The 13,531-nt window shown below is 70.4% G+C and carries 12 protein-coding genes, 2 tRNA genes and 1 riboswitch; of the genes, 4 read left to right on the top strand and 10 right to left on the bottom strand.

Annotation, left to right across the window (positions count from 1 at the left end; genetic code table 11):
• Nucleotides 1-4 precede the first annotated feature (4 nt).
• Nucleotides 5-1,342, top strand: coding sequence for a PrsW family intramembrane metalloprotease (locus ACWD5F_RS45180; protein ID WP_451261947.1), 1,338 nt, complete (start codon nt 5-7; stop codon nt 1,340-1,342).
• A 60-nt stretch (nt 1,343-1,402) separates the two neighbouring features.
• Here ACWD5F_RS45180 and ACWD5F_RS45175 read toward each other — a convergent pair whose 3' ends face one another.
• The 5 genes from ACWD5F_RS45175 to ACWD5F_RS45155 form a co-directional block, all read right to left on the bottom strand.
• Complete coding sequence (locus ACWD5F_RS45175; protein ID WP_451261946.1) at nt 1,403-2,359, bottom strand: aldo/keto reductase; 957 nt, start codon at nt 2,357-2,359, stop codon at nt 1,403-1,405.
• Between the two features lie 126 nt (nt 2,360-2,485).
• Nucleotides 2,486-3,526 carry a M23 family metallopeptidase gene (locus ACWD5F_RS45170; protein ID WP_451261945.1) on the bottom strand — a complete coding sequence of 347 codons (1,041 nt, stop codon included), beginning with the start codon at nt 3,524-3,526 and terminating at the stop codon, nt 2,486-2,488.
• Nucleotides 3,527-3,536: 10 nt separating this feature from the next.
• Nucleotides 3,537-3,694, bottom strand: a riboswitch (cyclic di-AMP (ydaO/yuaA leader).
• A 303-nt stretch (nt 3,695-3,997) separates the two neighbouring features.
• Nucleotides 3,998-4,071 (bottom strand) — tRNA-Met (locus ACWD5F_RS45165).
• 73 nt (nt 4,072-4,144) lie between these two features.
• On the bottom strand, nt 4,145-5,266 hold the full coding sequence (locus ACWD5F_RS45160; protein WP_451261953.1) for an alginate lyase family protein: 1,122 nt from the start codon (nt 5,264-5,266) through the stop codon (nt 4,145-4,147).
• 229 nt (nt 5,267-5,495) lie between these two features.
• On the bottom strand, nt 5,496-6,626 hold the full coding sequence (locus ACWD5F_RS45155; RefSeq protein ID WP_451261944.1) for a dihydrofolate reductase family protein: 1,131 nt from the start codon (nt 6,624-6,626) through the stop codon (nt 5,496-5,498).
• 118 nt (nt 6,627-6,744) lie between these two features.
• Here ACWD5F_RS45155 and ACWD5F_RS45150 point away from each other — a divergent pair, with 118 nt between their 5' ends.
• On the top strand, nt 6,745-7,266 hold the full coding sequence (locus tag ACWD5F_RS45150) for a MarR family winged helix-turn-helix transcriptional regulator (protein ID WP_401729821.1): 522 nt from the start codon (nt 6,745-6,747) through the stop codon (nt 7,264-7,266).
• Between the two features lie 115 nt (nt 7,267-7,381).
• The gene (locus ACWD5F_RS45145) at nt 7,382-8,023 is read left to right on the top strand and encodes a GTP cyclohydrolase II (RefSeq protein WP_401729823.1); all 642 of its coding nucleotides are present in this window, start codon (nt 7,382-7,384) and stop codon (nt 8,021-8,023) included.
• A gap of 49 nt (nt 8,024-8,072) precedes the next feature.
• Here the strand turns inward: ACWD5F_RS45145 and ACWD5F_RS45140 are convergent, their stop codons facing one another.
• Nucleotides 8,073-9,227 carry a histidine kinase gene (locus ACWD5F_RS45140; RefSeq protein WP_451261943.1) on the bottom strand — a complete coding sequence of 385 codons (1,155 nt, stop codon included), beginning with the start codon at nt 9,225-9,227 and terminating at the stop codon, nt 8,073-8,075.
• Nucleotides 9,228-9,397: 170 nt separating this feature from the next.
• Between ACWD5F_RS45140 and ACWD5F_RS45135 the strand changes: the two genes are divergently transcribed.
• Nucleotides 9,398-10,636, top strand: coding sequence for an acyltransferase family protein (locus tag ACWD5F_RS45135; protein WP_451261942.1), 1,239 nt, complete (start codon nt 9,398-9,400; stop codon nt 10,634-10,636).
• 3 nt (nt 10,637-10,639) lie between these two features.
• On the opposite strand, the gene ACWD5F_RS45130 is transcribed toward ACWD5F_RS45135, so the two are convergent.
• From ACWD5F_RS45130 to ACWD5F_RS45115, 4 genes are all read right to left on the bottom strand, one after another.
• The gene (locus ACWD5F_RS45130) at nt 10,640-11,863 is read right to left on the bottom strand and encodes a serine hydrolase domain-containing protein (RefSeq protein WP_451261941.1); all 1,224 of its coding nucleotides are present in this window, start codon (nt 11,861-11,863) and stop codon (nt 10,640-10,642) included.
• A 115-nt stretch (nt 11,864-11,978) separates the two neighbouring features.
• Complete coding sequence (locus ACWD5F_RS45125) at nt 11,979-12,365, bottom strand: GntR family transcriptional regulator (protein WP_451261940.1); 387 nt, start codon at nt 12,363-12,365, stop codon at nt 11,979-11,981.
• Complete coding sequence (locus ACWD5F_RS45120) at nt 12,358-13,146, bottom strand: hypothetical protein (protein ID WP_451261939.1); 789 nt, start codon at nt 13,144-13,146, stop codon at nt 12,358-12,360. The genes ACWD5F_RS45125 and ACWD5F_RS45120 overlap by 8 nt, the downstream gene beginning before the upstream one ends.
• Before the next feature lie 183 nt (nt 13,147-13,329).
• Nucleotides 13,330-13,402: transfer RNA gene (locus ACWD5F_RS45115), tRNA-Lys, on the bottom strand.
• Nucleotides 13,403-13,531 lie beyond the last annotated feature (129 nt).

Here is a 13,531-nt window from a genome sequence, read left to right as displayed (position 1 = left end):
TGCCGTGGCCACGTGTCCCCCGTACCCGACGAATCCGCCGTACGCCGGCGATCCCGCCGGTGGTGCGCTCGGGCACGCCCACTGGTGGCAGCGGCGGTGGGTGCGGTACGGCGCGCTCAGTACGCTGCTCGCGCTCTCCGGGCTCGTCATTCTCGCCCTGGTGCGTCAACAGACCGGCACCGAGGGGTTCCTGGTCGGACTCGGCCTCGCCGTGCTGCCCGTGCCGCTCCTCATAGCCGCCTTCCGCTGGCTCGACCGGGTCGAACCGGGACCGTGGCGCAATCTGATCTTCGCCTTCGCCTGGGGCGCCTGCGCGGCGGCGCTGATAGCGATCGTCGCCAACAGCTTCGCGACCAGATGGATCGCGACGGCGACCGCGGACCCCTCCAGCGCGGACACTCTCGGCGCGACGGTGATAGCGCCGATCGTCGAGGAGTCGGCGAAGGCCGCGGCCGTCCTGCTCCTCTTCCTGTTCCGGCGCCGGGACTTCACCGGGATCGTCGACGGGGTGGTGATAGCCGGCGTCACCGCCACCGGCTTCGCGTTCACCGAGAACATCCTCTACCTGGGGACCGCCTTCGGCACCGACCAGCTGACCGGCGACCGCGGCATCGCCTCCGTCACCGCGGCGACCTTCTTCGTCCGCATCATCATGTCGCCGTTCGCGCACCCCCTCTTCACCGTCTGCACGGGCATCGGCTTCGGCATCGCCGCGCTCTCGGGAGACCGCCAGCACCTGCGCCGCGTCCTCGCCCCACTGTCGGGGCTGCTGCTCGCGATGGGCATGCACGCGATCTGGAACAGCTCGTCGACGTTCGGCGAGTACGGGTTCTTCGGGGTCTACGCCGCGTTCATGGTGCCCTCGTTCGGGCTGCTGACCTGGCTGGTCATCTGGACCCGACAGCGCGAACTGCGGACCGTGCGCGAAGAGCTCCCCGCCTACACCATGGCCGGCTGGCTCACCCCCGCCGAGCCGTTCGCACTCGGCTCCATGCGCGCCCGCCGCCTCGCCCGCGACTACGCCGCCCGCCACTACGGCAAGCCCGCGGCAAGGGCGGTCGCCCAGTACGAGGCGTACGCGACCTCCCTGGCGTTCCTACGGCACCGGGGGCGCCGCGGCCGGGCCGGCGCCGACTTCGTCGTACGGGAACGAGAACTGCTCGCCGAGCTGTGGCGCCGCAAGGACGTGGCCCGCCCGGCGCTGGACTACGCGGCCAGGACGACGGCCCCGCCGGTCGCGGTGACCGCCCCGCCCTGGCCGGTGTACGGGGTGTACGGGTATCCGGCGCAGCCCGCCTATCCGGCGTCGCCGTACCCCGCGTACAACCCGTACCAGCCGTAGACCAGGGATCGCGCAGTTCGAGGGTCGCCCGGATCGAGGATCACCTAGCTCAGGGACCGATCAGGCCGACGCCTGCGTCAAGCGGCCGATCTCCGTCTCCGTCAGCGTCAGGTCCGCCACCGCCAGCAGCGCCGGCAACTGCTCCAGCGTGCGCGCGGACGCGATCGGCGCGGCCACCGTCGGCTGGGCGGCGAGCCAGGCCAGGGCCACGGTCGCCACCTGCGCGTCATGGGCGGCGGCGATCTCGTCGAGGGCGGTCAGCACCCGCTGCCCCCGCTCCGACTCCAGGTAGGCGCCGGCGCGGCCCGCCCGCGCGCTCTCGACCGTCGTACCGGGCCGGTACTTGCCGGTGAGGAAGCCGGCGGCCAGGCCGAAGTAGGGGACGGCGGCGAGGCCCGCCGTGGCGGCGATGTCCCGCAGCTCGCCCTCGTAGGTGTCGCGGGAGACCAGGTTGTAGTGCGGCTGGATGGCCACGTACCGGGCGAGGTCCTCGCGGTCGGAGAACTCCAGGGACTCCCGCAGCCGCTCAGGCGTGATGTTGGAGACGGCGATGTTGCGCACCTTGCCCGCCCGCACCAGCTCGTCGAGCGCGCCGATGATCTCCTCGACCGGGATCTCGGGCTGGTCGAAGTGGGTGTAGTAGAGGTCGATGTAGTCGGTGTCCAGGCGGCGCAGCGAGGCGTCGGCGGCGGCCTTGATGTTCGCGCCGGACAGGCCCTTGTACTCGGGGTGCTGGCTGACCTTGGTCGCGATGACGACGTCGGCGCGGTTGCCGCGGGCCTTGACCCACTTGCCGATGATCGTCTCGGACTCGCCGCCCGAGTTGCCCTCGATCCAGGCCGTGTAGGAGTCGGCGGTGTCGACGAAGTTGCCGCCGGCCGCCGCGTAGGCGTCCAGGACGGCGAAGGAGGTCGCCTCGTCCGCCGTCCAGCCGAAGACGTTGCCGCCGAGGGAGAGGGGGAAGACCTCGAGGTCGGAGGAGCCGAGCTTGCGCAGAGAAGCAGAGGAGGACGTCATGCTTCACATCAACGCCGGCCCCGGAGACCGATCTTCCGCCGGAGCCGCAAAGTTCCCGTAAACAAGCGGAGTCCGCTGTTCCGGGAACCTGGCGAGGTGTGTCGGTGTCTGCCGACGGCTACTGCCTCAGGGGGTGAGGCCCTTGCTGCGCAGCCACGCCATCGGGTCGATCCCGTCGGCCTGGCCGTTCGGGTGGACCTCCAGGTGCAGGTGCGCCCCGGTCACGTTGCCGGTGGCGCCCACGCGGCCGATGACATCGCCGGTGGCGACCTTCTGGCCCACACTCACGCCGATCGACGACTGGTGGCAGAACCACAGCTCCGTACCGTCGTCGAGGGTGAGGATCGTGCGGTAGCCGTACGAGCCCGCCCAGCCGGCCTCCGTGACGGTGCCGCTGTGGATGGCCTTGATGAGCGTGCCCGTGGGGGCGGCGAAGTCGAGGCCCGTGTGGTAGCCGGAGGACCACAGGGAACCGGCCTGCCCGAAGGTGCCGGTGATCGTGTACGAGGCGACCGGCAGCCGGTACTGCGTGGCCAGCTCCGCCAGCTTCGCGGCCTCGGCCTTCTTCTTGGCCTCCGCCTCCGCCTTCTTCTTCGCGGCGGCGGCCTTGGCGGCGGCCGCCTTCTCCGCCTTCGCGGCGGCGTCGTCGACCTGCTTGGAGAGGGAGGCCTCGGTGGCGTACTGGACCTTGCTGTCGACCTGGACCCGCTGCGACTCGGCCTGCGCCATGATGCGGTCGCGCAGCACCTCGCCGGCGTCCTTGGTGCCCTGCGCGGTCTCGCTGGAGGTCACGCCGACGCTGCTGAGCGCGGTCGGGGACCCCTTGGCGGGGCTGGAGGTCTCACCGAAGACCGAGCCGACGTTCGGCAGGTCGGGCACGGAGATGGAGACCGGCGGCTTGCCGGTGTTGGCGCTGGCCATGCCGCCCGCGCTCACCGCGGCTATGACACCGACGCCCAGGACGGTGGAGCTGCGGGCGAATCCCCCGCCACCACCGCGCTGCTTGGAGACGCGGTGGCGACCGCGGTTGGGACGGACGGAATCCTCGGTGGGGTTCCATTCCTCCCAAGGGCCCTCGTCGGTGCGGTATCCGCCGTAGCCGAACGTCTCGTTGTCACGCTGGCTCGGCACGAACGGGGCCGCCGGGGCAGGGGGGTTGGACGCCACCTGGGCGTACTCCTTCCTTCCTTCTCGCCTACCGGGTTAGCTGACGGGTTCGGAGCAGGAAGGTCTCCTACGCGCGTAAACCATTCGTGCGTACACGACGGACTACTTGCGATTCACCCCAAGTTGGTGGTTCCCCGGTTCCCTTGCGGGATTCGGCACGTGCGCACGGAGCCGACTCTTGTGACGGCTGGGACGACCGCGCTGCGTTATCGAACGTTAATAGACACGGGGCAGGGATTCCAAGCTGTTCGGCTTGATCATTAACGTTTTCACGCAGGACGTTCAGGCCATGACCGGTGAAAATCGGGCGAGTTGACCAAGCCTGTGGATCCACACAGGCATTGACGGGATGTCAGTTGTTGGGCGGAGGGCGTTCGCCTGCTCACCGGGCGTGACAACGGTCAGAAAGCCGAGGGGGAAATGACTCAGGGCCGGAGTCCGATGATCCGGACTCCGGCCCTGGGCCGTTAGTAGCGGGGACAGGATTTGAACCTGCGACCTCTGGGTTATGAGCCCAGCGAGCTACCGAGCTGCTCCACCCCGCGCCGTTGTGTTCTCCACTGTACGCCATCCGCGGGACGGGAGTGACCAAGGAGCGGCCGGGGAGCGACGGGCCGGTCAGGCCGCCGGGTTTCCGGCGTGGGTCAGGGTCTCCCAGGAGACGAAGAGATCGTCGGTGCCGGCCGGGCGGGTCTCCTCTGCCAGCTTGTGGGCGGCCGGGACGGAACCGCCGAGCCGGTCCTCCAGATGGTTGAGGGCGACCTCAAGATCCGGACCCATGTTCCGGTCGACCTTCCCGCCGCACAGCCACGCGGGCGGGTTCTCGCCCAGCTGGTAGCGGGCGTGGAAGGCGAGGGCCGCGGTCAGCCGGTCCTTGACCTCGCCGTACAGGTCGACGCCCTGGTGCCAGGCCGTCTCGGCGATGTGGGCGGTGGCGGCGAGCGAGTAGCCGACGTGCTTGAAGTTGCGGCAGGTCTCCTGCGCGACGCCGTCCTTGTACGTCCCCTGCTTGAACCAGTACGTCGTCAGCTTCTGCGGCGTGTTCATGGTCGACCCGGCCACGGTCAGCGGCACCTTGCCGTCCTTCTCCAGGTAGAAGTAGGCGGGCACGCGGTCACGGAACCGGGCGAGGGCGGCGTCGAAGGCCTTGTGGTCGTTGGTGAAGACGGCGATGCCGATCGCCGCGTCGGTCATCGCGAGGTCCCAGTTGCCGTTGTAGTCGGGCAGCTTCTCGGTGACGTACGGCTGATACGCGGTCCGCAGCATCTTCTCGAACCGCGCGACCCGGTCCGCCGGCCACCCGGCCCCCGGCGCGTACCGCACGATCTCCGCGGCCCGCGCCCACGTCGACCCGGCCCACGCGGTCTGGAGCCCCGCGTCCTCCTCGGAGTGCCGCTTGATCTTCGCCGACCAGGCGTCCATGATCTCCCGCGCCTTCAGCGCGTGCTCCTGCTTGCCGGTGACGCTGAAGAGCAGTGCCTGCGTGTACGCGGCGATCGCGTCCTCCCGCTCTTCCACACACCCCTGCGCGACCTTGCCGCCCCAGGGACAGTCGACGTTCTCGTACGGCTCGGGGCGGTACTTGTACGACCCGTACTTGCTGTCCCGCATCTCGAGGAACGCCTTCAGCCACGGCTGCTTCCCGGCGGTGACGATCTTTCGTACGGAGTCCAGCTGCGCCTTGCTGACCAGCACGCCGGGGTGGGTGAACGTGGCGTCCGGGGGGAGGGCGCGGGCCATGGTCCGGGTACCGGTGTCCGTGCTGCCGCACGAGGCGACGGTCACGGTGAGAAGGGGCGCGATCAGGAGCACGGCGGCTCGTTTTCGGGATGACCTCACTGGTACCAGTACCTCCGCGTATGTCCACTCCGGGTCACTCGCAGCGTGACCCTTCGGGGAGTTGGGCGCAGGATCTGTTGGGCCGATCGGACCGTGGGGCGCGTTGGTGTGGGGCTGGAAATGCTCGAGGTCAGCCGAAGAGGTGGCCGTTGGGTTGCTTCGCCTGCTCCTCGTACTCCGGGATCACGACCACCTCGACGCCCTGCCCCGCCAGCAGGCCGTTCCCGTCCGCCGCCGTCACGAACGTGTCCGGCTCGCGCCAGGCCGTGACCACGCGGCGTACGCCCGCGTCGAGGATGAGCTGGGCGCAGGGCTTGGGGCGGGAGGCTCGGTGGGCGCAGGGTTCGAGGCTGCTGTAGATCGTGGCCGACGGGAGGCGGGGGTCCGTGGGGGCGAGTTTGGCCAGGGCCGCCTCCTCCGCGTGGACCACCGGGTCGCCGCCCTCGCGGGAGTGGCCGCGGGCCAGCTCCGTGCCGTCGGCGGCGACCACGACCGCGCCGACGCTGAAGGCGGTGGTGGAGGGCGGGCAGTGGGTGGCCAGTTCGCAGGCGAGGCGGAGCCAGTGGTGGTCGGCGGCGGTGGGGAGCGGGCCGGTGCCGGGGGCGGTGGGCTCGTAGCGCATGAGGACGACGTCCTCGATCTGCCGGGTTTCGAGGAGGCGGAGGCGGCCTGGCTGGTAGGGACCCGGGCCGAAGAGGCGGGGCGCGGTCGGGGTGCCCACGAAGAGCGGGGACAGGACCAGGTGGAGTTCGTCCGCGAGGCCCTCCTGGAGGAGCTGGGTGTGGATCGTGCCGCCGCCCTCGACCATGAGGCGGTCGATGCCACGCGCCTCGTGCAGGTGGGTGAGGAGCTGGCGCCAGTCCAGGTCGGGGCCCAGCGGGACCACGTCGGCGGCGATACCCAGGGAGTGCGCCCGGTCGGCGCCCTTGTCCGTCGTGTACAGGACCTTCTCGCCGCCCGTGTGCCAGAAGTTGGCGGCCGGGGCGAGTTCGCCGGTGCCGCTGACGGTGACCTTGAGGGGGTACTCCGGCCGGCCCGACGCCACACGGGCGGCGCGGCGCTCGGGTGAGTTCACCAGCAGGCGGGGGTTGTCGGCGCGGATCGTGCCGGCGCCGACCAGGATCGCGTCGACGGACGCCCGTACCTCGTCGACCCGGTCGAAGTCGGCCGGGGAGGAGAGCAGCAGGCGCTCGGGGCCGGTGTCGTCGAGATAGCCGTCGAGGGAGACGGCGGCGGACAGCAGGACGAACGGGTGGGGCATCGACGCGCTCTCTCTGCGAGGCGGGGCTGGGTGTACGGGACTCGGTCCACGGAGCCGGGTTCGAGTTCTCTATAAGGCGGGGCTTGGTTCAAGTTTGAAACAAACCTACACTGGTCCCATGACGACTCGCTGGCTCACTCCTGAGGAGCAGCGCGCATGGCGCGCGTACATCGCCGCATCGCAGCTCCTGGAGGACGCGATGGACCGGCAGCTCCAGCAGGACGCCGGCATGCCCCACCTGTACTACTCCATCCTGGCCAACCTCTCCGACGTACCGGACCACCGGCTGCGGATGACCGATCTCGCCGGGCGGACGAAGATCACCCGGAGCCGGCTGACGTACGCGGTGACCCGGCTGGAGAAGGACGGTCTGGTACGGCGCGAGGGGTGTCCGTCCGACAAGCGGGGCAGCACCGCGGTGCTCACCGACGCCGGCATGGAGACCCTGGTGCGGACCGCTCCCGGGCACGTCGAGACGGTTCGCGCGGCCATCTTCGACCATCTCACCCCGGAACAGGTGAGCCAGTTGGAGGAGATCGGCACGGGCATCGTGCGGGCGCTGGAGGGCGACGGGACCGAGGCCACGCGGGAGGACGTCCCGTGGCGCCGCCGGTCGTCCTCGTCCTCGCCCTGTACGTGACCCGGCCCACAAATCAGTTGCTTCAAATTTCAAGCATGGGGTAGGGTCCGTGATCGTGGATCTGCTTCAGTTTTGAAGCAGATCGGTATTCGTCCACCGGACCGGGAGAACCCGCATGCCTGACTTCCCTGCCGCAACGCCGCGCTCCCGCGTCCGGGTCCCGCTGCGCTTCCACGACGGCTACACCGTCGACACCGAGATGGTCACCTTCCACGGCCTGACCGACGGCCAGGAACACGTGGCGGTCGTCCTGGGCGAACCGGCCCCCGGCACGACCCCGCTGGTGCGCCTGCACTCCGAGTGCCTGACCGGCGACGTCTTCGGCTCGGCCCGCTGCGACTGCGGCCCGCAGCTGCGCGAGGCGGTCGAGCGCATAGCCGAGCGCGGCGGCGTCCTGCTCTACCTGCGCCAGGAGGGCCGGGGCATCGGCCTCTACAACAAGCTCGACGCGTACGCCCTCCAGGACCAGGGCCTGGACACGTACGAGGCGAACGCGGCCCTCGGTCTGCCCGAGGACGCCCGCGACTACACGGCCGCGGCCCAGATGCTCCGGTCCCTGGGGATCGACGAACTGGACCTGCTGTCCAACAACCCCGACAAGGCCGACCAGTTGCGCTCCCTCGGCATCTCCGTGCGCGACCGCGTCCCCACCGGTGTCTTCAAGACCGCGCACAACGTCCGCTACCTGCGCGCGAAGGTCCTCCAGACCCACCACACGCTGCCGCTGGGCCAGTTGACCGAGCTGAACGCGGGCTGACGGGCTCGGCAGGGGTCGATCGGAGGCGGGCGCCGCGGCTCGCGCGGGGTCACCACACGCAGGGCAGCCGTACCTCGATCACCGTGGGGCCGCCGACCGGGCTGGACAGTTCCACGGTCCCGTCGAGCGCGGCGACCCGCCGCCGCATGCCGAGCAGCCCCGAGCCGCTCGTCTCGTCGGCGCCGCCGCATCCCTCGTCGGCCACCCGCACCCGCAACCCGCGCTTCGTCCGGGCGAGTTGGACCGAGGCGCGGGACGAGCCGCTGTACTTGGCGGCGTTGGTGAGCGCCTCGGCGACGACGAAGTAGGCGGCGGCCTCGACGGCGGCCGGCGCCCGCACCCCGTCGTCCTCCAACCGTTCGACCTCCACGGTCACTTGGAGCCCGCTGCCGGCGGCGAGCGCACGCACCGCGCCGACCAGGCCGCGGTCGGTGAGGATCGGCGGGTGGATGCCGCGGACGACGTTCCGCAGGTCGGTGAGCGCCTGTTCGGCCTGTGCCTGGGCCTCGTCCAGCAGCTTGCGCCCGGTGTCCGGGTCGCGGTCGTAGGCGCGTTTGGCGAGGCCGATGCGCATGGAGAGGGCGACCAGGTTGGCCTGGGCGCCGTCGTGCAGATCGCGTTCGATACGGCGCAGTTCGGCGCCGTGCGCGGCGATGGCGTCGGCGCGGGTGGCGGCCAACTCCTCGACCCGGGCAGCGAGTTGAGCCTTGGGTGACGGCTTGAGCAGGGCGGTCGACCAGTCTGCCTCCAGATCCGCGATCCGCGTGATCAACGGCAGCACGACCGGCGTCCGCCGCAGCAGCCCGCTCCACACGCCGTCGACGACGAGCCCGACCGGCCACAGCGGCAGCGCGAGGACGATCAGAGCACCGTAGAAGTAGTCGGCGACCATCCACCGGAAGTCCGTGAACGTCCCGGGATCGCGCACGGCGATCCGGATCCGCTCCCGCACGGTCCCGGTGATCGGCTGATAGGCCTCCGGGATCCGCTGCCCGGTCCACGCGGCGGTCGTCCCCCGCTTGGCCCCGGCGATCCTCCGCACCAGCAGCACGGTCTCCGGCAACAGCCACGCCCCGACCACCGCCAGCGTCCCGATGGCCGTGATGAGCAGCACCGTGATGAAGATCCACAGGCAGAACGCCATCAGGGCGGCGAGGAGCAGATGCCCTGTGGCCCGCGCGGCCTGCCGCATCGTTGTCCTCATACGGCAACGCTAAGCGACGGAGGCGGGCGGCGCGGTGTAGCGGGCTACACCCTTTGCCCTGGTGGGAGCGGGCTCCCGTACACCCCTTGAAACCCCCGCACGCGCCCTTTGAACGGCTCGCCCAATTGCGACGTATCAGTCACTGTGGGTGGCACCGGGCTGAGCGTCCGGTGCCGTACGAAGGGGGCCCAGCGATCTCACCGGAACCGAGCCGATCCGTCAGCACGCTCGACGTCGACACGATCGACGCGGGCACGCTCGACGCGCCCGTACGCCCGGCACCGCAGCGGGACGGCGGCTCGTCGGAAGCACGGGTCCCCCGCCATGTGCCGGGTCTGGACGGCCTGCGCGGCCTGGCCGCTCTCTACGTGGTCCTGTTCCACTGCTGGCTGCTGGCCTTCCCCGGTTTCCCGCGCAACTCGGGCCCGTCCTGGCTGGGTTGGCTCATGTACGGCCGTCTCGCCGTCGTCTTCTTCCTCGTCCTGTCCGGCTTCTCCCTGGCCATCTCCGCCGCCCGCAACGGCTGGCACCCGGGCGGCACCGCGCGTTTCCTGAGCCGCCGGGCCTGGCGCATCCTGCCGCCGTACTGGGCGGCCCTCGTACTGAGCGTGGCGGTCGCCTACTTCATCGTCCCCGCCTCGCACTTCGGCCCGCCGAACCTCAAGACGGTCGTGGTGTACGGCCTGTTGGCCCAGGACGTGGCGACGGCACCGACCCCGAACGGGGCGTTCTGGTCGATCGCGGTGGAGGCGGAGCTCTATCTGCTCTTCCCCGTCCTCCTGTTCATCCGGCGGCGCCTGGGCGCGGTCGTCCTGGTGGCGGGCGTGACCCTGCCGGTGGTCGCCCGCGGCCTCATGGCAACGAACGCGAACCCCGTCGAGGGCATGAACTGGCTGACCCCGAACCTCGCCCCGGTCTTCGTGGCCGGTCTGGTCGGCGCCGGGATCGTGGTCGCGCGGGACCGGATCCGACGCCTCCCCTGGCACTGGCTCGCCGCGCTGGCCGCCGTACCGGTGCTGTCCGTGATGGTCGTCAAGGGTTCGACCTGGACGGTCACCCACTCCTTCTGGGTGGACCTGGCCGCGGCCCCCGCCATGACGCTGCTGCTGGTGGCGGTGGCGACGGGCCGCCCGACCTGGCTCATGGGCCTGCTGTCGACCCGGGCGATCCGCAGCCTCGGCGACATCTCGTACAGCCTCTACCTCATCCATCTGCCGATCGTCATGATCGCCGTCCGCGAGATCGCTCCTCGCGTGGTCTCCCCCGGCCTGCCGACCTTCGCGGTCACGGTCCTGCTGAGCGTGCCGGCGTCGCTGCTCACGGGGTGGGTGTTCGCGCGATTCTTCGAGCTGCCGTTCAAGCGGAACCGTTCGTGGCGGGCGATGCGGGTCGCCGGCTCCCGAGCGTGACAGCTAGTTCGTGGGTGCGGCGCAGAGGGCGTGGTCGACGAGGGCGCCCGTCGCGCGGTTGAGGGCGGCCAGGTCGGGCGGCGCGGTGGTGGTCGTGAGGGAGACGGTCACCGCGCGGGTGCCGTCCGCGCTCACGGCGGGGCGGGTGTTGACGCCGGCGCCATCGCCTTCGTGGGTGTAGTAGAAGCCCCCGCAGGAGAGCGGAATCTTCCGAAGCCCAAGGCCGTAGGTCCCTACCGGCATCTCGGCCACGTCCTCCGGGTCGTCGGTCCGCTCGACGGTGGTCCGCATCTCGCGCCACTGCGCGGCGGGGAGCAGCCGGCCGCCGACGAGGGCGCGGAAGAAGGTGTTCAGATCTGCGGTGGTACTCACCACACCGGAGTCCGCGGTGTGCTGAAGGCTGTGCTCGGTGACGTCGAGACGCTTGCCGTCGGGGGTGGTCAGGTAGGCGTTGACGTGCGGGTCGGGAAGGCGGGGGTCGGACCCGGGGATGGACGTCTCCCGCAGGCGCAGTTTCGCGATCACCCGGCGCTCGACCAGTTCCTGCCAGCTCGCGCCGCCCGCCTTCTCGGCGATCATCCCGGCGAGCAGGTAGTTGGTGTTGGAGTAGGCCCACCGAGTGGCACCGCCGGGTTGGGCGACGAAGACCGGCGGGTGCTTCATCGCCACCGCGACCAGGTCGGCGGCGGGCGTGGTGTCGTACCGGTTCTCGTCGAAGTGGTTGATCAACCGGTCCTGGATCTCCGGGTCGTCGACGTAGTCGTACAGCCCGCTGGTCTGCCGGAGCAGGTCCCGCACGGTGATACGGCTGCCGTCGTTGCCGTTCCCCGCGACGACCCCCGGCAGCCAGTGCTCGACGGTGTCGTCGAGCGACAGCCGCTTCTCGGCGACGAGTTGGAGGACGACGGTCGCGGTGAACGTCTTCGTGGTGCTGGCCACGCGGAAGTGGGAGTTCCAGGGGATGGGGGCCGGGGAGTCGGCGGTACGGGTGCCGATGCGGGCCATGAGTCGGGCGTGGTGGGGTCCGTCGACCCTGGCCAGGACGTTGACGTCACCGCCGCCGGCCTGGCGCACGGCGGCGAGGTCCTGCCGGAGCTGGGCCCGGGTGTAAGGGTGGCCGCCGGTCGAGTGGGCGGCGGCGGTACCGGCGGTTGCGGGCAACGTCAGTGCGAGCAGCGCCGCGCCGAGTACGACGGCTCCGGTCTTCCTGGACGACTGAATCCGCATGATCTGATCCCCCGTTGCTGTGGTCCTGATCGGTGACGATCACCAGCGAACCGCATCTACGGGGCGAGGAGGATGGAGGTGTCCTCCGGGTTCGGGGTGTACTCAGGTGCACCCTTCAACGCGTTTCCGGGCCGAGAGCGTCGCGGACGGCGGCGAGGATGGCCTCCGTGTCGGCGCCCAGCACGCGGGCGGAGAAGGTGAAGTCCCGCGCCAGGGCCATGAGTTGGGAGGCATGGTCATGGGTCGGGCGGGCCGGCGGCGCCGCGACCCGGGAACCGGCTCCCCGGCGCGTGCGGATCAGGCCCTCGGCCTCCAGCTCGCGGTAGGCGCGGGCCACGGTGCCCGGCGCGAGGCCGAGGTCCGTCGCCAGCTGACGCACGGTCGGCAGCCTGTCGCCCTCGACCAGTCGGCCGGTGACGATCAGAGCGCCGAGCTGCGCGCGGATCTGCAGGTACGGCGGTACCGGGCTGGTGGTGTCGACGCGTACGGCGGGCTCATTCACCGGCGCGGTCCCCCTCCGCCACGTCGTCGACGGCCCGCGGGGCCACCACGGTGAGCAGGGACCAGACGACGGTGATGAGGTTCACCAGGGCCAGCGGGTAGAACACCCAGAAGGTGAGTGCGCCCGTCGCGCCGGCGCAGCCTGTCTCCATGAAGGAGATGGTGACCATCAGCACCGCGTACAACTGCTGGCTCGACACGAGCAGGCCCCAGGCCCCGGTCACCGCCCACGCGCGGTTGCGACGCTCCTGCTCCCCACCTGGTCCGTGAGCGATGCGGCGCAGTGCCCACACACACGTAGGGGTGGCTATGGCGAGCGCGCCGAACATCGGAAGGCTGTAGTACAGGCCGGGCCAGGGGCCCAGGGTTGCCGGAATCCCGTTGCAGGCGATGGTGAGGACCTTGCCCCTGCTGAGGACACGACCGGAGTCGACGGAGGCCGTAGCGGCCGTGATCGCCAGCAGCACGACGAGGGTGACCCCCTGGAGGGCGATCAGGGGACCCATGCGTGGTGGTACGTGCTCTCTGACCCTGCGCGGGGCGAGACTCGCGGTGCGTACCGCGTCCTGAGGAAGCAGCGTCAGCGCGTCCGCCAGAAGGACGCCTGCCACCGTGCACACCCCGAAAGCCGTGATGCAGAACACGACACGCTGCTCGAACTCGACCTGCCCGAGGGTGGACAGCGCCTGCGCGGCCATGATGCCGATGGCGAGGCCGGACCAACGGGCGTACTGATCGGCGTGATCGAGGAATCTCTGCTGGAACGGAACGGTGTCGAGCATGCGGAGGCCCCCCAGATCATCTTGTACCAAGTGGCGAGTACAAGATGGCTTCAGACGGCGCCTTGTGTCAAACGCTCGATACAAGAAGGAACTCCCGCGACGAGTGCTCCGGCGGGACGAGAACGCGGCGAGGAAACAGCCGCGGCCCCAGCTCGAAGTACCTCTGAGCTGGGGCCGATTGGGTAGGCCCTGTGGGACTCGAACCCACAACCAATGGATTAAAAGTCCACTGCTCTGCCAATTGAGCTAAGGGCCCAGGTGATGTTGCCTCCCCGAGCATAGCCGGACCCGGCCGTGTCTCCGATCGGGTATCGGCCGCCGACCTCGAAGCCGCCCGCGCCGCCGTCGCGAAGACGACGGTCTCCCCGGAGATCACCGCCTACGT

This window comes from Streptomyces sp. NPDC002499 (assembly GCF_053595415.1).
Note: the sequence above shows the minus strand (reverse complement) of the source record. Positions and strands in the feature narration are given on the sequence as shown.

What these genes read in the sequence shown, in the direction of transcription:
- ACWD5F_RS45175 (WP_451261946.1), bottom strand. Translation starts at nt 2,359, where the DNA reads ATGACGTCCTCCTCTGCTTCTCTGCGCAAGCTCGGCTCCTCCGACCTC.
- ACWD5F_RS45160 (WP_451261953.1), bottom strand. Translation starts at nt 5,266, where the DNA reads ATGGCCCGCGCCCTCCCCCCGGACGCCACGTTCACCCACCCCGGCGTG.
- ACWD5F_RS45155 (WP_451261944.1), bottom strand. Translation starts at nt 6,626, where the DNA reads ATGCCCCACCCGTTCGTCCTGCTGTCCGCCGCCGTCTCCCTCGACGGC.
- ACWD5F_RS45150 (WP_401729821.1), top strand. Translation starts at nt 6,745, where the DNA reads ATGACGACTCGCTGGCTCACTCCTGAGGAGCAGCGCGCATGGCGCGCG.
- ACWD5F_RS45145 (WP_401729823.1), top strand. Translation starts at nt 7,382, where the DNA reads ATGCCTGACTTCCCTGCCGCAACGCCGCGCTCCCGCGTCCGGGTCCCG.
- ACWD5F_RS45140 (WP_451261943.1), bottom strand. Translation starts at nt 9,227, where the DNA reads ATGAGGACAACGATGCGGCAGGCCGCGCGGGCCACAGGGCATCTGCTC.
- ACWD5F_RS45130 (WP_451261941.1), bottom strand. Translation starts at nt 11,863, where the DNA reads ATGCGGATTCAGTCGTCCAGGAAGACCGGAGCCGTCGTACTCGGCGCG.
- ACWD5F_RS45120 (WP_451261939.1), bottom strand. Translation starts at nt 13,146, where the DNA reads ATGCTCGACACCGTTCCGTTCCAGCAGAGATTCCTCGATCACGCCGAT.